At 66.0% G+C, this 17,104-nt stretch carries 14 protein-coding genes and 11 tRNA genes; 21 read left to right on the forward strand and 4 right to left on the reverse strand.

What is annotated here, in order from left to right:
* Positions 1-264 precede the first annotated feature (264 nt).
* Positions 265-1,026 (reverse strand): Bax inhibitor-1/YccA family protein, encoded by a 762-nt coding sequence (locus QMX80_RS13785; protein WP_273080535.1) that lies wholly within the window; start codon positions 1,024-1,026, stop codon positions 265-267.
* 133 nt (positions 1,027-1,159) lie between these two features.
* Here QMX80_RS13785 and QMX80_RS13790 point away from each other — a divergent pair.
* The 16 genes from QMX80_RS13790 (at position 1,160) to QMX80_RS13865 (ending at position 11,469) form a co-directional block, all read left to right on the forward strand.
* Positions 1,160-1,236, forward strand: a tRNA-Pro gene (locus tag QMX80_RS13790).
* A 44-nt stretch (positions 1,237-1,280) separates the two neighbouring features.
* Positions 1,281-1,357: transfer RNA gene (locus QMX80_RS13795), tRNA-Arg, on the forward strand.
* 34 nt (positions 1,358-1,391) lie between these two features.
* A tRNA-His gene (locus QMX80_RS13800) sits at positions 1,392-1,468 on the forward strand.
* 82 nt (positions 1,469-1,550) lie between these two features.
* A tRNA-Lys gene (locus QMX80_RS13805) sits at positions 1,551-1,626 on the forward strand.
* A gap of 111 nt (positions 1,627-1,737) precedes the next feature.
* Positions 1,738-1,813 (forward strand) — tRNA-Lys (locus QMX80_RS13810).
* Positions 1,814-2,004: 191 nt separating this feature from the next.
* Positions 2,005-2,089 (forward strand) — tRNA-Leu (locus tag QMX80_RS13815).
* A gap of 167 nt (positions 2,090-2,256) precedes the next feature.
* Complete coding sequence (gene tig / locus QMX80_RS13820; protein ID WP_282277631.1) at positions 2,257-3,552, forward strand: trigger factor; 1,296 nt, start codon at positions 2,257-2,259, stop codon at positions 3,550-3,552.
* A 66-nt stretch (positions 3,553-3,618) separates the two neighbouring features.
* Entirely contained in the window at positions 3,619-4,245 is a 627-nt protein-coding gene (clpP, locus tag QMX80_RS13825; protein ID WP_055767683.1) for an ATP-dependent Clp endopeptidase proteolytic subunit ClpP, read from the forward strand.
* A gap of 127 nt (positions 4,246-4,372) precedes the next feature.
* Positions 4,373-5,653, forward strand: coding sequence for an ATP-dependent Clp protease ATP-binding subunit ClpX (clpX, locus tag QMX80_RS13830; protein WP_055767686.1), 1,281 nt, complete (start codon positions 4,373-4,375; stop codon positions 5,651-5,653).
* A gap of 147 nt (positions 5,654-5,800) precedes the next feature.
* The gene (lon, locus tag QMX80_RS13835; RefSeq protein ID WP_282277633.1) at positions 5,801-8,257 is read left to right on the forward strand and encodes an endopeptidase La; all 2,457 of its coding nucleotides are present in this window, start codon (positions 5,801-5,803) and stop codon (positions 8,255-8,257) included.
* Positions 8,258-8,465: 208 nt separating this feature from the next.
* On the forward strand, positions 8,466-8,738 hold the full coding sequence (locus QMX80_RS13840) for an HU family DNA-binding protein (RefSeq protein ID WP_054663508.1): 273 nt from the start codon (positions 8,466-8,468) through the stop codon (positions 8,736-8,738).
* Positions 8,739-8,750: 12 nt separating this feature from the next.
* Positions 8,751-8,825 (forward strand) — tRNA-Val (locus QMX80_RS13845).
* Between the two features lie 31 nt (positions 8,826-8,856).
* Positions 8,857-8,933 (forward strand) — tRNA-Asp (locus QMX80_RS13850).
* 83 nt (positions 8,934-9,016) lie between these two features.
* Positions 9,017-9,093 (forward strand) — tRNA-Asp (locus QMX80_RS13855).
* A gap of 66 nt (positions 9,094-9,159) precedes the next feature.
* Positions 9,160-9,236 (forward strand) — tRNA-Asp (locus QMX80_RS13860).
* Between the two features lie 262 nt (positions 9,237-9,498).
* Complete coding sequence (locus tag QMX80_RS13865; RefSeq protein ID WP_282277639.1) at positions 9,499-11,469, forward strand: peptidyl-prolyl cis-trans isomerase; 1,971 nt, start codon at positions 9,499-9,501, stop codon at positions 11,467-11,469.
* A gap of 112 nt (positions 11,470-11,581) precedes the next feature.
* On the opposite strand, the gene QMX80_RS13870 is transcribed toward QMX80_RS13865, so the two are convergent.
* Both QMX80_RS13870 and gloB read right to left on the reverse strand, forming a co-directional pair.
* Entirely contained in the window at positions 11,582-12,793 is a 1,212-nt protein-coding gene (locus tag QMX80_RS13870) for a lytic transglycosylase domain-containing protein (protein WP_282277640.1), read from the reverse strand.
* Positions 12,790-13,554, reverse strand: a complete 765-nt coding sequence (gene gloB, locus QMX80_RS13875) for a hydroxyacylglutathione hydrolase (RefSeq protein WP_282277641.1) — start codon at positions 13,552-13,554, stop codon at positions 12,790-12,792. The genes QMX80_RS13870 and gloB overlap by 4 nt, the downstream gene beginning before the upstream one ends.
* Positions 13,555-13,811: 257 nt before the next feature.
* Here gloB and QMX80_RS13880 point away from each other — a divergent pair, with 257 nt between their 5' ends.
* From QMX80_RS13880 to dnaQ, 3 genes are read left to right on the forward strand one after another with little or no spacing between them, the layout of a single operon-like run.
* Positions 13,812-14,219, forward strand: a complete 408-nt coding sequence (locus tag QMX80_RS13880; protein ID WP_235504273.1) for a hypothetical protein — start codon at positions 13,812-13,814, stop codon at positions 14,217-14,219.
* Between the two features lie 21 nt (positions 14,220-14,240).
* On the forward strand, positions 14,241-14,693 hold the full coding sequence (rnhA, locus tag QMX80_RS13885) for a ribonuclease HI (protein WP_055767704.1): 453 nt from the start codon (positions 14,241-14,243) through the stop codon (positions 14,691-14,693).
* Between the two features lie 7 nt (positions 14,694-14,700).
* A complete protein-coding gene (dnaQ, locus tag QMX80_RS13890) occupies positions 14,701-15,426 on the forward strand; it encodes a DNA polymerase III subunit epsilon (RefSeq protein ID WP_055767708.1) in 726 nt (241 codons plus the stop codon).
* Positions 15,427-15,511: 85 nt separating this feature from the next.
* Here the strand turns inward: dnaQ and QMX80_RS13895 are convergent, their stop codons facing one another.
* Positions 15,512-16,216 carry a protein phosphatase 2C domain-containing protein gene (locus QMX80_RS13895; RefSeq protein ID WP_055767711.1) on the reverse strand — a complete coding sequence of 235 codons (705 nt, stop codon included), beginning with the start codon at positions 16,214-16,216 and terminating at the stop codon, positions 15,512-15,514.
* A 213-nt stretch (positions 16,217-16,429) separates the two neighbouring features.
* Between QMX80_RS13895 and QMX80_RS13900 the strand changes: the two genes are divergently transcribed.
* Both QMX80_RS13900 and QMX80_RS13905 read left to right on the forward strand, forming a co-directional pair.
* Positions 16,430-16,520 (forward strand) — tRNA-Ser (locus QMX80_RS13900).
* A gap of 123 nt (positions 16,521-16,643) precedes the next feature.
* Positions 16,644-17,042, forward strand: a complete 399-nt coding sequence (locus QMX80_RS13905; RefSeq protein WP_055767714.1) for a DUF6165 family protein — start codon at positions 16,644-16,646, stop codon at positions 17,040-17,042.
* The last annotated feature ends 62 nt before the right edge of the window (positions 17,043-17,104 follow it).

Consider the following 17,104-nt stretch of genomic DNA (forward strand, 5'->3'; position numbering starts at 1 on the left):
GTGCCGAGCCATGCTCGGCAGGGGCATGGCCGACAATGCACCGGCCCATCGGCATCTTGTAGGGGGGGGGGCGTCAGCCGCAAAGCTGGCTGCAATGAAATCGCAGCCGGCGTTGGGTCGGATTGATCGTCGACTTCGCGGCTTATGCCGCTCCTGCAAGCTGGATCCTTGCGGAAGCCCCAACCGAGCATGGCTCGGCACTACAAATCAGCACGGGCGCCTTCGGTTCACAAAGGCGCCCTTTTCATGCCGCCGGCAACAGCCTCAGTTGCGCGACTGCAGCTTGGACAGCAAACGCAGGAACTCGATGTACAGCCACACCAGGGTGACCATCAGTCCGAACGCGCCGTACCACTCCATGTACTTGGGTGCGCCGGCTTCCACGCCGCTCTCGATGAAGTCGAAATCCAGCACCAGGTTCAACGCGGCGACCACCACCACGAACAGGCTGAAGCCGATGCCGACCAGCCCGGAATCGTGGATGAAGGGAATGCGCACGCCGAACAGGCCCAGCACGATGGTCGCCAGGTAGACCAGCGCGATGCCGCCGGTAGCCGCCACCACGCCGAGCTTGAAGTTTTCGGTGGCCTTGATCAGCCCGCTGCGATAGGCGAACAGCAGTGCGAACAGGGTGCCGAAGGTCAGCAGTACCGCCTGGAACACGATGCCGTGGAAGCGCGCTTCGTAGATCGCCGAGATCGTGCCCAGGAACAGGCCTTCGGCCAGGGCATACAGCGGCGCGCTCACCGGCGCCCAGGTCTTCTTGAAGACGGTGACCATCGCCAGCACGAAGCCGCCGATCATGCCGCCCCACAGGTACAGGCGCGCACCGCTGGCGAGTTCGCCGGTGCCGGTCAGGGTGTGGTTCCATGCGAAGGCGGCGGTCAGCACGGCCAACAGCAACAGCAGGCCGGTCTTGTTGACGGTGCCGTTGAGGGTCATCGCATCGGCGCCGCGGGAGACCACGGTGCCACTGCCCAGGTCGAGGAAGGTGGAGTCGGAGAGGGCGGGGTTGCCGCTGCGCATGAGGGGCTCCTGGAGAGGCGGGAATGCCGGCAGCATAACCAACCGCCGTCGCGATGAAATCCGCCGTTGACAGACTGCTCCACAGTTCCGACAATAGCCGACCTTTCGGGGGGAACCTCGGGAGATTCACCGCCGGGGTATAGCGCAGTCTGGTAGCGCGCCTGCTTTGGGAGCAGGATGTCGGGGGTTCGAATCCCTCTACCCCGACCATCCGATGCGACCAGCGCGCGTTGGAGTGCGACGATCCGGTCAGAGCGCCCGTAGCTCAACTGGATAGAGCACCGGCCTTCTAAGCCGGCGGTTACAGGTTCGATTCCTGTCGGGCGCGCCAATCGGCGCAAGCGGTAGGTTGCAGGTTTTCAGTGGTGGCTGTAGCTCAGTTGGTTAGAGTACCGGATTGTGATTCCGGTGGTCGGGGGTTCGAATCCCCTCAGCCACCCCACTGAACAACAAAGACGCCGGAATATGTATTCCGGGGTTGAAAGAACTGAAGGGTGCGGGTAACATTCGCTCCCTGATTTTCAGGGCCGTTAGCTCAGTTGGTAGAGCAGTTGACTCTTAATCAATTGGTCCAAGGTTCGAATCCTTGACGGCCCACCAATAAGAACAGCCACCTGGTACGCCGGGTGGCTGTTTTCCTCTCAAGGTGAGGATCCTGCGTTTTCCAGCAGGAGTCCGGTGTCGCATGTGGTAACGCGCACCGTTGTTTCAGGGCTGTTAGCTCAGTTGGTAGAGCAGTTGACTCTTAATCAATAGGTCCAAGGTTCGAATCCTTGACAGCCCACCAGACAAGGGCATCCGCTGCGGCGGGTGCCCTTTTCTTTGCCTCCTCGCAGGCGAGCCGGGCCGGGTCTGCAGGCGCGCTGTGCAGCAACCGGCGCCACCATCCGGGCGGGTTGTATCGCGGGCGACGCTTGCGCGACCGGGGGCTGTTCCGGGAGTTTTTTGCCCGCAGGTCTGCAACAATGCCGGCCGGACGCGAAAGTGGCGGAATTGGTAGACGCCCTGGATTTAGGTTCCAGTGCCGCAAGGCGTGGGGGTTCGAGTCCCCCCTTTCGCACCATCCGTGAGTCGGCCGGATGGTCCTTGGGCGCGCCTGTCCGGCGGCAGGCTGGAAGCGCCAGCCGGAATCGGCGAAACTACAGGGCTGCGGCGGAATCGTGTCCGTCGGAAACCGTTCATCTTCCACATCGTACCGGGGCCTGGGCGCCACCGGTGGCAGGAGTCCACATGCAAGCTTCGATCGAATCCACCGGCAACCTGGAACGCCGCCTGACCTTCTCCCTGCCGGAGGAGCGCCTGCAGAGCCACATCAGTGGCCGGCTCGGCGAGATCGCCCGCACCGTGCGCATCAAGGGCTTCCGTCCGGGCAAGGTGCCGGCCAAGGTGGTCGAGCAGCGTTTCGGCCAGCAGGTGCGCGCCGAAGCGATGGACGGCCTGCTGCGCGAGACCTTCGATGCCGCGCTGCGCGAGCATGAGCTGCGCATCGCCGGCAACCCGCGCATCGACAAGGCTGGCGAAGGCGAGTTCGATTTCGTCGCCACCGTCGAGCTGGTGCCGGATTTCGGTGATGTCGACGTGACCAAGCTGACCGTGGTGCGCCACGCCGCCGAAGTCGCCGACACCGACATCGACCAGATGATCGAGAACCTGCGCCAGCAGCGCCGCAGCTGGAAGGCGGTCGCGCGCGGCGCGCAGGAAGGCGATCTGGTCGCGCTGGAAACCTGGTCGCAGGCCGGTGACGAGCGCCTGCCGGCCGAAGGCGTGGAGCAGGGCACGATCATTGTTGGCCAGGGCATGATGTTCGAGCAGATCGAGAAGGGTCTGGTCGGCCTGGCCAAGGGCGAAGAGAAGGCGCTGGACGTCGAATTCCCGGCCGACTGGCGCGTGCCGGCGCTGGCCGGCAAGAACGTCAAGGTCACGGTCAAGGCCACCGAGGTGTCCGAGCCGGTGGTGCCGGAAGTCGACGCCGCCTTCATCAAGAGCTTCGGCGTGAAGAACGGCGGTCTGGAGCAGTTCCGCGCCGACATCCGTTCGAACCTTGAGCGTGAGCTCAAGGGCGCGCTGATGAACCGCCTGCGCCGCGAAGTGGGCGAGCAGCTGATCGCCGCCTATGCGTCGGTCGAACTGCCGCCGCGCCTGGTCGAGAGCGAAGCCCGCGCCATGCTGGCCCAGCAGATCGACGCGATCCGCCGCCAGGGCGGCAATCCCGGCAATGTGCCGGCCGATGCGCACGAAGGCTTCAAGGATGCCGCCTCCAAGCGCGTGCTGGTCGGCCTGCTGGTCGGCGAGGTTGCCCGCCGGAACGACCTGCGCCTGGATCCCAAGCGCCTGAACGAAACCATGCGCCTGATCGCCTCGACCTACGAAGAGCCGGAGCAGGTCATTGAGATGTACCGCAACGACCCCCAGCTGATGGGTAGCCTGCAGAACCGCGTGATGGAAGAGCAGGTCATCGACTGGATCGCCGAGCGTGCCCAGCACACCGAGCAGGCGCTGTCGTTCCAGGAAGCGATCCGCCAGTAAGGCGGCCGCTCCATCCGCCCCGCGCTCCGGCGCGGGGATGTTTTCCGTCAAATACAGGTGCCTCACATGGACAACCGAACCACAGCCTTGAACATGGTTCCGATGGTGGTCGAACAGACCAGCCGCGGCGAGCGCGCCTACGACATCTATTCGCGCCTGCTCAAGGAACGGATCATCTTCCTGGTCGGCCCGATCGACGACCACGTCGCCAATCTGGTGGTCGCGCAGATGCTGTTCCTCGAGGCGGAGAACCCCGAAAAGGACATCCACCTGTACATCAACTCGCCTGGCGGCGTGGTGACGGCGGGTCTGGCGATCTACGACACGATGCAGTTCATCAAGCCCGACGTCAGCACCATGTGCACTGGCCAGGCCTGCAGCATGGGGTCGTTCCTGCTGATGGCCGGCGCCAAGGGCAAGCGTTTCGCGCTGCCCAACTCGCGGGTGATGATCCACCAGCCGTCCGGTGGCGCGCAGGGGCAGGCGACCGACATCGAAATCCATGCGAAGGAAATCCTCTACCTGCGCCAGCGCCTGAATGGGCTGTATGCCCAGCACACCGGGCAGCCGCTGGAACGGATCGAGCGCGACATGGAGCGCGACCGTTTCCTGAGCGCGGAAGCGGCGAAGGAATACGGCCTGGTCGACCAGGTCGTGGATCGTCGATCGGAAGAGTCGATCCAGCCGGCGTGACCGGTACAAGTAGCCGAAAACACGGTGTTTTCTGCAGGGTCGGAACTGGACTGGCGTCCATCCGGCCCTGTGCTATTCTCGAAATCGAACCCCCTGTTCACGGGGGGAGCAACTGGGTAAGCGAAGCATGAGCGAAGACCGGCAAGGTCGTTCCGGAGACAGCGGCAAGATTCTTTACTGCTCGTTCTGCGGCAAGAGTCAGCATGAAGTACGCAAGCTGATCGCGGGTCCGAGCGTGTTCATCTGCGATGAATGCGTGGAGCTGTGCAACGACATCATCCGCGAGGAACTCGAGGAAAAGGCGCAGTCGGCGCGCAGTTCGCTGCCCAAGCCGCGCGAGATCCTCGAGGTCCTGGACCAGTACGTGATCGGCCAGAACCGCGCCAAGCGCACGCTGGCGGTGGCCGTGTACAACCATTACAAGCGCATCGAGAGCCGCCAGAAGAGCGACGACGTCGAGCTGTCCAAGTCCAACATCCTGCTGGTCGGCCCGACCGGTTCGGGCAAGACACTGCTGGCCGAAACGCTGGCGCGCCTGCTCAATGTGCCGTTCACCATGGCCGACGCCACCACGCTGACCGAAGCCGGTTACGTGGGCGAGGACGTGGAGAACATCATCCAGAAGCTGCTGCAGAAGTGCGACTACGATGTCGAGAAGGCGCAGCAGGGCATCGTCTACATCGACGAGATCGACAAGATCTCGCGCAAGAGCGAGAACCCGTCGATCACCCGCGACGTGTCCGGCGAAGGCGTGCAGCAGGCGCTGCTGAAGCTGATCGAGGGCACCGTGGCCAGCGTGCCGCCGCAGGGCGGGCGCAAGCATCCGCAGCAGGAATTCCTGCAGGTGGACACCAAGAACATCCTGTTCATCTGCGGCGGCGCGTTCGCCGGGCTGGACAAGGTGATCCAGGCGCGCTCCAGCGACGCCGGCGGCATCGGCTTCGGCGCCAAGGTCAAGAGCAGCGAGCGCAAGCAGGAAGTGGGCAAGGTGCTGGCCGAGGTCGAGCCGGAGGACCTGATCAAGTTCGGCCTGATCCCCGAGTTCGTCGGCCGCCTGCCGGTGGTGGCGACGCTGGAGGAACTGGACGAGGCGGCGTTGATCAAGATCCTGACCGAGCCGAAGAACGCCATCACCAAGCAGTTCAAGAAGCTGTTCGAGATGGAGAACGTCGAGCTCGAGTTCCGTCCCGACGCGCTGTCGGCGATCGCCAAGAAGGCGCTCAAGCGCAAGACCGGCGCGCGCGGCCTGCGCACCATCGTCGAGTCGGTGCTGCTGGACACCATGTACGACCTGCCGTCGCAGGAGAACGTGAGCAAGGTGGTGGTCGACGAATCGGTCATCGAACACAAGTCCGAGCCCTACGTGATCTACCAGACGCCACCGGCCAAGGCCGCGTCGGGCGACTGAACGGGCGGCACGGAGTGCCCTGTCGAGGGCCTGTGAAGCCCGGTTCAGGCCTCGCCCTCGACCCCACTTGCATCACCCCGCCGATGGCCCCATAACGGGGCCATCGGCTTTTTTCATGGCCGCCCCCGAATCCAAGTGGAGCCCCCCATGGCCAAGTCCCAAACCGAAGTCCTCGACCTGCCGGTCCTGCCGCTGCGCGACGTGGTGGTGTTTCCGCACATGGTCATTCCGCTGTTCGTCGGGCGCGACAAGTCCATGCAGGCGCTGGAGCGGGCGATGGAGGCGGACAAGCGCATCCTTCTGGTCGCGCAGAAGTCGGCCGAGACGGACGACCCCGCCGCTGCCGACCTGTACACCGTCGGCACGCTGGCGCAGGTGCTGCAGCTGCTGAAGCTGCCGGACGGCACCATCAAGGTGCTGGTCGAGGGCCTGGCGCGCGTGGCCGTTGACAAGATCCGCGAGCAGGACGGTGCGCTGCAGGGTGCCGGCACGGAACTGGAATCGGATGAATCGCGCGAGCCGCGCGAGATCGAGGCGATCGCACGTTCGCTGATGTCGCTGTTCGAACAGTACGTCAAGACCAACCGCAAGCTGCCGCCGGAACTGCTGCAGACCCTGAACGGCATCGAGGAGCCGTCGAGGCTGGCCGACACCATCGCGGCCCACATCGGCGTGCGCCTGGCCGACAAGCAGAAGCTGCTTGAAACGCTGCAGATCGGCAACCGCCTGGAAATGCTGGTCGGCCTGGTCGATGGCGAGATCGACGTGCAGCAGCTGGAAAAGCGCATCCGCGGCCGCGTCAAGTCGCAGATGGAGAAGAGCCAGCGCGAGTACTACCTCAACGAACAGATGAAGGCCATCCAGAAGGAGCTGGGCGACCTGGACGACGCGCCGGGCGAACTGGACGAGCTTGCCCGCAAGATCGCCGAGGCCGGCATGCCGAAGGCGGTCGAAACCAAGGCCAGGAACGAACTCAACAAGCTCAAGCAGATGTCACCGATGTCGGCCGAAGCGGCGGTCGTGCGCAACTATCTGGAGTGGCTGCTGGGCGTGCCGTGGAAAAAGCGCACCAAGGTCCGCAAGGACCTGAAGGTCGCCCAGGACACGCTCGATGCCGATCACTACGGCCTGGACAAGGTCAAGGACCGCATCCTCGAATACCTTGCCGTGCAGTCGCGGGTGAAGCAGATGAAGGGGCCGATCCTGTGCCTGGTCGGGCCGCCGGGCGTGGGCAAGACCTCGCTGGGCCAGTCCATCGCCAAGGCGACCAACCGCAAGTTCGTGCGCATGAGCCTGGGCGGCGTGCGCGACGAGGCCGAGATCCGCGGCCATCGCCGCACCTACGTCGGCTCGATGCCGGGCCGCATCGTGCAGAACCTCAACAAGGTCGGCAGCAAGAACCCGCTGTTCGTGCTCGACGAGATCGACAAGATGTCGATGGACTTCCGCGGCGACCCGTCGTCTGCGCTGTTGGAAGTGCTCGACCCCGAGCAGAACAACGCGTTCAACGACCACTATCTGGAAGTGGACCTGGATCTGAGCGAAGTGATGTTCGTGGCGACCTCGAACTCGCTCAACATCCCGGGCCCGCTGCTGGACCGCATGGAAGTGATCCGCATCCCCGGGTATACCGAGGACGAGAAGCTCAACATCGCCACCCGCTACCTGGTGCCCAAGCAGCTCAAGGCCAATGGCCTGAAGGTTGAGGAACTGGCCATCGAGGAGGGCGCCATCCGCGACATCGTGCGCTACTACACGCGCGAGTCGGGCGTGCGCAACCTCGAGCGCGAAGTCGCCAAGATCTGCCGCAAGGTGGTCAAGGAAATCGCGCTGGCCGGCCCGCAGCCGGCCAAGAAGGCGACCAGGAAGAACGCGAAGAAGCCCAAGGCGCTGGTGGTGGTCGACGCGGCGACCCTGGACAGGTACCTGGGCGTGCGTCGCTTCGACTTCGGCCGTGCCGAGGAGGAGAACGAGATCGGCCTGGTCACCGGCCTGGCCTGGACCGAAGTCGGCGGCGATCTGCTGCAGATCGAATCGACGCTGATCCCGGGCAAGGGTGCGGTGACGCTGACCGGCCAGCTGGGCAACGTGATGAAGGAGTCGGCGACGGCGGCGCTGTCGGTAGTGCGCGCGCGCGCGCAGACGCTGGGCATCGACGTGGACTTCCTGCAGAAGCACGATGTCCACCTGCACGTGCCCGACGGGGCTACGCCGAAGGACGGCCCCAGCGCCGGCATCGCCATGGTCACCTCGCTGGTGTCCACGCTGACCAAGGTGCCGGTGAAGGCGGACGTCGCGATGACCGGCGAGATCACCCTGCGCGGTCGCGTCACCGCGATCGGCGGCCTGAAGGAAAAGCTGCTCGCCGCGCTGCGTGGCGGTATCCGTACCGTGATCATCCCGGAAGAGAACCGCAAGGACCTGGCCGACATCCCGGCCAACGTGACCCGCGACCTGGACATCATTCCGGTGAAGTGGATCGACGAGGTGCTGGACATCGCGCTGGAGGCGCCGCTGGCCCCGAAGAAGGCCAGGAAGAGCGGCCAGCGTGTCGCGGTGCGGGGCCGGCCGAAGGCAGCTCCGGCGGCGCGCGTCAAGCATTGATGATGAACGCAAAATCCCTTGAAACCCGCGTCGTTATTGGCTTTTCGGCTTGCGTGGGTAGGGGGGCGCTGGTATAAAAGTGCGACTCACGCGCCCGCTCGACGAGCGGGCGATGTGTTTGCAGGATCTTACGGTTGCCGCCGCTGCTGTAACGGGCGACGACCAACCCAATCTATTCCGCGGGTTGCCGCATAGGGAGTTTTACATAATGAACAAGACCGAATTGATCGATGGCGTTGCCGCTGCTGCTGACCTGTCCAAGGCCGAGGCCGGCCGTGCGGTCGATGCCGTCGTCGCCGAGATCACCAAGGCGCTGAAGAAGGGCGACGCCGTGACGCTGGTCGGCTTCGGCACCTTCCAGGTCCGCGAGCGCGCCGAGCGCACCGGCCGCAACCCGAAGACCGGCGACACCATCAAGATCGCTGCTTCGAAAAATCCTGCCTTCAAGGCTGGTAAAGCCCTGAAGGACGCTGTAAACTAAGCGGCTCACCGGGGGTGCTTAGCTCAGTGGTAGAGCGTCTCCCTTACAAGGAGAGGGTCGGGGGTTCGAAACCCTCAGCACCCACCACGTAAAAGCACCGTCGAGCAGTATTGAAAGTGGAGCGGTAGTTCAGCTGGTTAGAATGCTGGCCTGTCACGCCGGAGGTCGCGGGTTCGAGTCCCGTCCGCTCCGCCAGTTTCAAGAAGGCCCCTGAGCGATCGGGGGCCTTGCTTTCTCTCCACCCCTCCGGGTGGAGGCGAAGGCGAACAATCAAGTGCGGAGCGGTAGTTCAGCTGGTTAGAATGCTGGCCTGTCACGCCGGAGGTCGCGGGTTCGAGTCCCGTCCGCTCCGCCAGTTCCATCCGCCACTGCATGCAGTGGCACCCGGTCGCGATGTCGATCGGTAACAGTTTCAATATGCGGAGCGGTAGTTCAGCTGGTTAGAATGCTGGCCTGTCACGCCGGAGGTCGCGGGTTCGAGTCCCGTCCGCTCCGCCATTGATTCCAAGCCCCGGGCCAGAAGCCCGGGGTTTTTTTATTCCCGCCCGCCATGAGGGATCGCTCGGGCCATCGGCGGGCGATTGCAAAAGCCGCTCCCGGCGTTTCTTACCCGCTGCCCGGGCAATGGCCGGGCGGATCCGGGATGGCACCGGCACTGCGGGAGGTTTCCGCCGGGACCGGCGTGCGGCCGGGCCGGCTGGGAGTCAGGCGGGAAGCGGGTTACACTGCCCGGCTCGCCAATCAGGCCTTGATTTTTCCCATGCTGCAGAAACTCCGCGACAAGACCTCGGGCTGGATCGTGACCGTGATCCTGGGGCTGCTGATGATTCCGTTCCTGTTCGTGATCGACAACAGCTATCTCGGCGGTGTCGGCGCGCAGAACGTCGCCAAGGTGTCCGCACCGCCGTCGTGGTGGCGTTCGGCGCCGTCGTGGTGGCCGATGTCGTTCCTGTGGAACCACCATGAGATCAGCGTCGAGGAGTTCCGTACGCGCTTCGAACAGGCGCGCATGGAAGCCCGCGAGCAGCAGGGCGACAACTTCGATCCGCGCCATTTCGAGACGGTCGAGAACAAGCTGGCCGTGCTCGACCAGATGATCGACGAGCAGGTGGTCCGCCTGGCGGCCGACGATGCACGCATCGTGATCGGCGACGCGGCCGTGCGCAGCTACATCGCCAGCATCCCGGCATTCCAGCGCGACGGCAAGTTCGATCCGGAGCAGTACCGCCTGGTGCTGGCGCAGAGCCAGCCACCGCGCACCCCGGCGATGTTCGACCAGGTGGTCCGCACCAGCCTGCAGCAGTCGATCATCCCGACCGCGCTGGCGCAGTCGGGCTTCGCCACCAAGGGCGAAAGCGAGCGGCTGCTGAAACTGCTGGGCGAGACGCGCGACGTGGAGTTCGCGATGCTGCCGGCGCCGGAGGCAGACACCTCGGCGGTGGACGACGCGCAGATCAAGCAGTGGTACGACGCGCATGCGCGCGACTTCCTGCAGCCGGAAAGCGTGTCCATCGAGTACGTCGAGCTGGATGCGGCGCACATGCCGGCGGCCGCGCCTGCGGACGAGGCGGCGCTGCGCCGTCGCTATGAAGAAGAGAAGGCGCGCTTCGTGGCCCCGGAACAGCGCCTGGCCTCGCACATCCTGATCAGCGCCGGCAGTGATGCCGCCTCGCAGAAGGCCGCCGAAGCCAAGGCCGCCAAGCTGGCCGAAGAAGCCAAGCAGCCGGGTGCCGACTTCGCCGCGCTGGCAAAGGCCAACTCGGACGATCCGGGTTCCAAGGCCGAAGGCGGCGACCTGGGTTGGGTCGAGCATGGCGTGATGGTGAAGCCGTTCGAGGATGCGCTGTTCGCCATGCAGCCGGGCCAGGTCAGCGGTCCGGTGAAGACCGAGTTCGGCTATCACGTGCTGAAGCTGCGTGAGGTCAAGGGCGGCGAAGGCCGTCCGTTCGAAGAAGTGCGCGACCAGCTCGCGGCCGAGCAGATGCAGGCCGACAACGAGCGTGCGTTCAACGACCTGAGCGGCCGCCTGGTGGACCAGGTCTACAAGAATCCGACCGTGCTGGATTCGGCGGCCAAGGAAGTGGGGCTGCCGGTGCAGACGCTGGGGCCGTTCACCCACACCACCGCCAGCGGCATCGCCGCCAATCCTGCGGTGTTGCGCGCGGCCTTCTCCGATGCGCTGAAGGAAGACGGCACGGTCAGCGACCCGATCGAACTGGGCCCGAACCACAACGTGATGATCCGGGTGACCGCGCATACGCCGGAGCAGGCCATCCCGCTGGCGCAGGCGCGCGAGAAGGTGATCGCCGCGGTGCATGCGCATCGCGCCGAGGAAGCGGCGAAGAAGGCCGCCGATGCGCTGCTGGCCAAGCTGCAGGGCGGCCAGACGCTGCAGGCGCTGGCCGAGGGCGAGAAGCTGCAGCTGATGCCGATGCCGGGCCTGCCGCGCACCGCGCCGATGCCGACCGCCGCTGCCAATCGGGCCGTGTTCAGCGTGGCGCCGCCGGCCGGCGACAAGCCGAGCTATGGCAAGGTGGAGCTGGATGGCGGCCGCTACGCGGTGTTCGCGGTGACCAAGGTCACCCCGGGCGATCTGAAGGAAGTGCCGGAGCCGCAGCTGGCGATGCTGAAGCAGCAGCTGAGCCAGATCGACGGCGCGGCGGCGGCCAAGGCCTTCGTGGACGGCCTGCGCAAGCGCTTCAAGGTGCAGGTGCAGGAATCCCAGCTCTGAAACGCAGACCGAACCGGGGCATTCCCTGAGGAATCCCCGGTTTCCATGAAGCAGAAAGCCCGGTTTGCAGCCGGGCTTTCCTGTTTCTGGCGCCTGGAGAGCCGAAGCCGCGTCAGCGGCTTTCTTCGTAGCGCAGCACCATGCCGGGCTTGAGGACCGCGTTGGCGTCCAGGTTGTTGCGGGAAAGCAGGGTCTTGACCGGAATGCCGTAACGGCGCGCGATCGACCAGGCCGATTCGCCGCTGCGGACCGTGTGGCGGCGCCCGCTGCTACCGGCGCCCAAGGCCGCCACGGTAGTGGTGGCGACATCGATCGCGGCGGGGGCGGGGAGTGCGGGCACGCTGGCGGAGGTCGCCATGGCCATGCTTTGGGTGTCCATGCCCGTATCCGGCAGGGCCGGCGCCAGCACCCGCGTGCCGGCGCGCTTGCCGGTGACGGCGGGGTTGAGCCGGGCGACGCGCGCCGGGTCCAGCGCATTGCTGGCCGACCAGTCGGCCAGAGTGGTGCCGGCGGGCAGCGCGTGCCCGCGCAGGACCGGTACCGGGCGGTCGAGGGCCGCCATCAGGTCCGGCTCCTTCTCCGCCTGCTCAAGCACGCAGGCCAGGGCGTGCAGTTTCTCCACATAGGCGTGGGTGATCGGGGACAGGCCCGGCAGTTCGGCCGGGCGCGCGTTCTGCGCATTCATGCCGCCACGGCGCAGGGCCTGGAGGACGCGGTATTCCCCCGCGTTGTAGGCCATGACCGCCAGCTGCCAGTCGCCGCCGAACATGCCATACAGCGTTTTCAGGTAGCGCACCGCGGCCCGGGTCGAATCCACCGCCGAAAGCCGGCCGTCGTAGCCGCTCTCCATCGGTACCCGATGGTTGCGTGCGGTGGTGGCGATGAACTGCCACAACCCGGCAGGGCCGCTGGCATTGCGCGCGCCGGGACGATAGCCGCTTTCCACGAAGGGAATCAGCGCGAATTCGGTGGGCAGGCCGGCGCCACGCAGTTCGTCCACCACGTAGCCGAACAGCGGCAGGGCGTCGTCCTCGACATTGCCCAGCCGCGAGGGCGCATGCGCGAACTGCTTGCGCCAGCGCGGGCTGGTCGCGTCCGCATCGCATTGCGCCACGGCCAGTCCCTCGCGGAAGCTGGTGAATATCTGGTGGCCGTTGCGGGTAAGCGGCGCCGGCAGCATGGCCGGATCGGTCGGCAGGGCCGCGAGCGAAGCGATGTTCTGGGTCAGGCCGGCGCTGGCCGGCAGCGACTGTGCGCCGGCGGTGACGCCGGCACCGGCGCCGAGCAGCAGCCCCAGCGCCAATGACAGGCCGCGCCGCTTCACGCGCGGAAACCGTCTTTCCAGCGCCGTAATTCGGCGAACACTTCCGCTGCGTCCATCGGCGCGCGGCCCAGCCGCGCGGCAACGGCCTGGCGCACGGGTTCGGCATGCGTGCGCAGGAAGGGATTGCATTCCAGTTCGCTGGACAGCAGCGAGGGGACGGTCGGGCGGGAACGGCTGCGCATGTCCATGGCTTCCTGTTGGCGGCGGTGCAATGCCGCGTTGGTGGGATCGACATGCCGCGCGAACACGGCATTGCCCAGCGTGTACTCATGCCCGCAACAGACCCGCGTCTGCGCCGGCAAAGCTGCCAACCGCTCCAGCGAGGCCAGCATCCGGGCGGGCGTACCTTCGAACATGCGTCCACAGCCCAGGCTGAACAACGTGTCGCCACAGAACAGATGACCGTGGCCATGGAAGGCGATATGGCTTCGGGTGTGGCCGGGAACGGACAGCACGGTGAAATCGAAGCCGGCCGATTGTACCCGGTCGCCTTCGCCGACCCTTTCACATTCCAGGTGAATTCGTTCATCTTCCGGGGCGAAGACTGGCAGGGCGGGCCAGCTTTCCCGCAGTTCCGCCACGCCGCCGATGTGGTCGTCATGGTGATGGGTGAGCAGGATCGCCGCCGGCTGCATGCCCTGCGCGGCCGCGTCGAGCACTGGTTGCGCCTGGCCCGGATCGACGAACAAGGTGCTTCCATCGGGCGCCTGCAGCGCCCAGATGTAGTTGTCCTGGAATGCAGGCAGGGCGATCAGTCGCATAGAATTGGACCATGCCTGCCGCCCCGTTCCCCCGTCAAGCTGCAGTCTCGGCCTGGTTTGAGAAGGCTGGAGTGGGGGCGATGCGGGCAGCGGAGCAGCGCCATCTGCTCGATCAGGTGCGGAGTTTCCCTGCGCAGCCCTGGTTGTGGCTTGCTCCCTGCGCGACCTGGCTGCCGGAAGAAGCGCCCAATGGGCGTGGAGTGCGGTTGCACCGGGCCGCCGACGGGCGTGGCTGGGGAGGGGACGTGTGCTGTGCCTTGCCGCTGCCGCTGCCTTCGGAGGCGGTCAACGCCATCGTCCTGCAGCACGTCGCCACGCTGGAGCTGGAGCCGCTGTTGTCCGAGGTCGCGCGCGTGCTGATGCCCGGTGGCAGGCTCTGGATGACCCTGCTCAACCGCTACAGTCCCTATCGCGCGCGCTGGCAATGGCAGGGCGCGCGGCCGCCGTCGGCCACGCATTGCCAGCTCCGGCTGCAGCGTGAGGGGCTGCGGGTCCGCTCGATACGCCACTTCGGGCCGTTGTGGAGCGAATCAGGGCGGGCCGGCGGCAAGGCATTGCCGGGATTGCGCGCGGTCTGCGTGCTGGAATTCGAGAAGCGTGCCGCGGCCTTCATCGGCCCGGAACCCGTGCGGCCGGTGGGCTGGCGCGGGCCGCTGGCGACCTGACGCTTCATTCAACGGAACGACATGAAATCGATTGAAATACATACCGACGGCGCCTGCCTCGGCAACCCGGGGCCGGGCGGCTGGGCGGCGTTGCTGCGCTACAAGGCGCATGAGCGCGAACTGTCCGGTGGCGAGGTCCATACCACCAACAACCGGATGGAATTGATGGCGGCTATTGCCGGGCTGGAAGCGCTCAGCGAACCCTGCGAGATCATGCTGCAGACCGATTCGCAGTACGTGCGCCAGGGCATCACCGAGTGGATGTCCGGTTGGGTACGGCGCAACTGGAAGACCGCCGGCGGCGACCCGGTGAAGAACCGCGACCTGTGGGAACGCCTGCATGCCGCCACCGGGCGCCACCAGATCGAATGGCGCTGGGTGAAGGGGCACAATGGTGACCCCGACAACGAACGCGTGGACCAGTTGGCCCGCGATGCGGCAATCCGCGTGCGCGACGGCGCCGCTAGCAACTGAGGCAGCCATGCGCCAGATCGTCCTTGATACCGAAACCACCGGCCTGGAATGGAAGAAGGGCAACCGCGTGGTCGAAATCGGCTGCGTCGAACTGCTCGAACGCCGTCCCAGCGGCAACAACTTCCACCGCTATCTCAAGCCTGACTGCGAATTCGAGGCGGGGGCGCAGGAAGTCACCGGTCTGAGCCTGGAGTTCCTGGCCGACAAGCCGCTTTTCGAGGAGGTCGTCGACGAGTTCCTGGCCTACGTGGACGGCGCCGAGCTGATCATCCACAACGCCGCCTTCGACATGGGCTTCCTCGAAAACGAGATGCAGCTCTTGGGGCGTGGGCGGCTGGGCGAGCGGGTGACGGTGACCGATACGCTGGCAATGGCGCGCGAGCGTTTCCCCGGGCAGCGCAACTCGCTGGACGCACTGTGCAGGCGGCTGGGCGTGGACAATTCGCATCGCCACCTGCACGGCGGCCTGCTCGATGCGCAGATCCTGGCCGATGTTTACATCGCACTGACCTCGGGGCAGGAGGAAATCGGCTTCGGGCTCCCGGAGGCCGAGGCCGCGGGCGCTGCCGGCATGGTGCAGGCCTTCGATGCCGCGGTCCTGCTGCCGCGTCCGCGGGTGGTGACCACCGCATCGGAGCTGCAGGCGCACGAGGCGCGCCTGGAACGCCTGCGCAAGAAGGCCGGCCATGCCTGGTGGGATGGCGCGAAGCCTGAAGAAGTGGTCGGCGCGTAAAGCGGGGAGGAGCGTCGGCCGCCGGCCGGTATCACGCGCGGTATGGGATGCCCGCGGCAGCCGGCTGTCTATCCGCGCGCCGCGCTCAGTGGCAGCGGACCAGGATGGCGGTGATGTTGTCCGAACCGCCGCCATCCAGCGCTGCGGCCACCAGCGTATCCACGCATTCCTGCGCGCTGCTGTCGGCCTGCGCCAGCGTCTGCGCCAGGCTGTGGTCGTTCACTTCCTCGGTCAGGCCGTCGCTGCATAGCAGCAGCTGCATGCCCGGGCGCAGTTCGCCGGTCATGGTGGCCACGTTGAGATGGGCCGGGTCGGTCACGCCGAGCGCCTGGGTGACGACGTTGCGGTGTGGGTGGGCGCGGGCCTGCTCGGCGGTCAGCGAGCCCTGGGCGATCAGTTCCTGCACATAACTGTGGTCCTGGCTGAGCTGGGCCAGCTTGCCGTCGCGCCACAGGTAGGCGCGGCTGTCGCCGACCCAGGCCACCTCGAAGCGGTTGCCCTGCACGCGCGCGGCGACCACCGTGGTGCCCATCGGCAGGCTGTCGTTGCGCCGGCGCGAGGCACGGATGATCTCCTCGTCGGCGATGCGGATGGCCTGTGGCAGCGCGGTGCCGTTGCGGATCTCGCGGACGATGGTTTCGCGCGCCAGCGCGCTGGCGACCTCGCCGCAGGCATGGCCGCCCATGCCGTCGGCGATCAGCCACAGTCCCAACTCGCCGTCACCGTAATAGGTGTCCTCGTTGAGCTGGCGGCGCAGGCCGACATGGCTGAGGTGTCCGAATTCGATCATGGGTGCCCGCAGGGGGCCGTTTCCAGCGGAAAGGTTTTTCATGATCGCGTTCACGCAGGTGCACGGCAAGAGCCGGCGTCGTGCCCGTCGGGAAGGCCGATCGGGGGCAGGGTGGGGGGAGCGGGAAGCAGGCAGGCCGGTACGCTGCAAAAACAGCTTGTCCGCGCAGCCAAGGCCCCGTATCATTCGCAGCCCGGTACGCCGGGAACCACCGGGAAGGTGGCAGAGTGGTTGAATGTACCTGACTCGAAATCAGGCATGCGTTTATAGCGCATCGGGGGTTCGAATCCCCCCCTTCCCGCCAGATTTGAAAACGGCCCCGACGGGGCCGTTTTCGTTTCCGGGCTCATGGGCCGCACGCAGCGCTGCCGTGCCGGCCTTCGGCCCCGGCCGCTACACTGCTCCCCTCGTTCCCCTGGTGTCCGTCATGTCCGAAATCCTGGTGCCCGTCTCCTTCGGCGAACTACTCGACAAGATCTCGATCCTGCAGATCAAGTCCGAGCGGATGAGCGATGCGGCCAAGCTGGCGAACGTGCGCAACGAACTGGCCGCGCTGGAGCGCACCTGGAGCGCGCACCCGGCCGCGGCGCGGGAAATCGATGGCCTGCGCGCCGAGCTGAAGGCGGTGAACGAGCGGCTGTGGGACATCGAGGACGACATCCGCCTCAAGGACAAGGCCCAGGCCTTCGACGCCGGTTTCGTCGAGCTGGCGCGCAGTGTCTACTTCCAGAACGACGAGCGCGCGCGGATCAAGAAGGCGATCAACCTCGCGCTGGGCTCGGGTTACGTGGAAGAGAAGTCCTACTCGGACTACCGCGCCCGCTGAGTCTTGAACTCCGTAGGAGCGACGTCAGTCGCGATGGGGCCTTTTCCAGGAAAGCCCCATCG

The organism is Stenotrophomonas sp. PS02297 (assembly GCF_029959705.1).
GTDB classification, from domain to species: Bacteria; Pseudomonadota; Gammaproteobacteria; order Xanthomonadales; family Xanthomonadaceae; genus Stenotrophomonas; species Stenotrophomonas nitritireducens.

Bases quoted from the DNA above. Each gene is read 5' to 3' on its own strand.
- QMX80_RS13785 (WP_273080535.1), bottom strand. From the start codon at position 1,026: ATGCGCAGCGGCAACCCCGCCCTCTCCGACTCCACCTTCCTCGACCTG.
- tig (WP_282277631.1), top strand. From the start codon at position 2,257: ATGCAAGCTTCGATCGAATCCACCGGCAACCTGGAACGCCGCCTGACC.
- clpP (WP_055767683.1), top strand. From the start codon at position 3,619: ATGGACAACCGAACCACAGCCTTGAACATGGTTCCGATGGTGGTCGAA.
- clpX (WP_055767686.1), top strand. From the start codon at position 4,373: ATGAGCGAAGACCGGCAAGGTCGTTCCGGAGACAGCGGCAAGATTCTT.
- lon (WP_282277633.1), top strand. From the start codon at position 5,801: ATGGCCAAGTCCCAAACCGAAGTCCTCGACCTGCCGGTCCTGCCGCTG.
- QMX80_RS13840 (WP_054663508.1), top strand. From the start codon at position 8,466: ATGAACAAGACCGAATTGATCGATGGCGTTGCCGCTGCTGCTGACCTG.
- QMX80_RS13865 (WP_282277639.1), top strand. From the start codon at position 9,499: ATGCTGCAGAAACTCCGCGACAAGACCTCGGGCTGGATCGTGACCGTG.
- gloB (WP_282277641.1), bottom strand. From the start codon at position 13,554: ATGCGACTGATCGCCCTGCCTGCATTCCAGGACAACTACATCTGGGCG.
- rnhA (WP_055767704.1), top strand. From the start codon at position 14,241: ATGAAATCGATTGAAATACATACCGACGGCGCCTGCCTCGGCAACCCG.
- dnaQ (WP_055767708.1), top strand. From the start codon at position 14,701: ATGCGCCAGATCGTCCTTGATACCGAAACCACCGGCCTGGAATGGAAG.
- QMX80_RS13895 (WP_055767711.1), bottom strand. From the start codon at position 16,216: ATGATCGAATTCGGACACCTCAGCCATGTCGGCCTGCGCCGCCAGCTC.
- QMX80_RS13905 (WP_055767714.1), top strand. From the start codon at position 16,644: ATGTCCGAAATCCTGGTGCCCGTCTCCTTCGGCGAACTACTCGACAAG.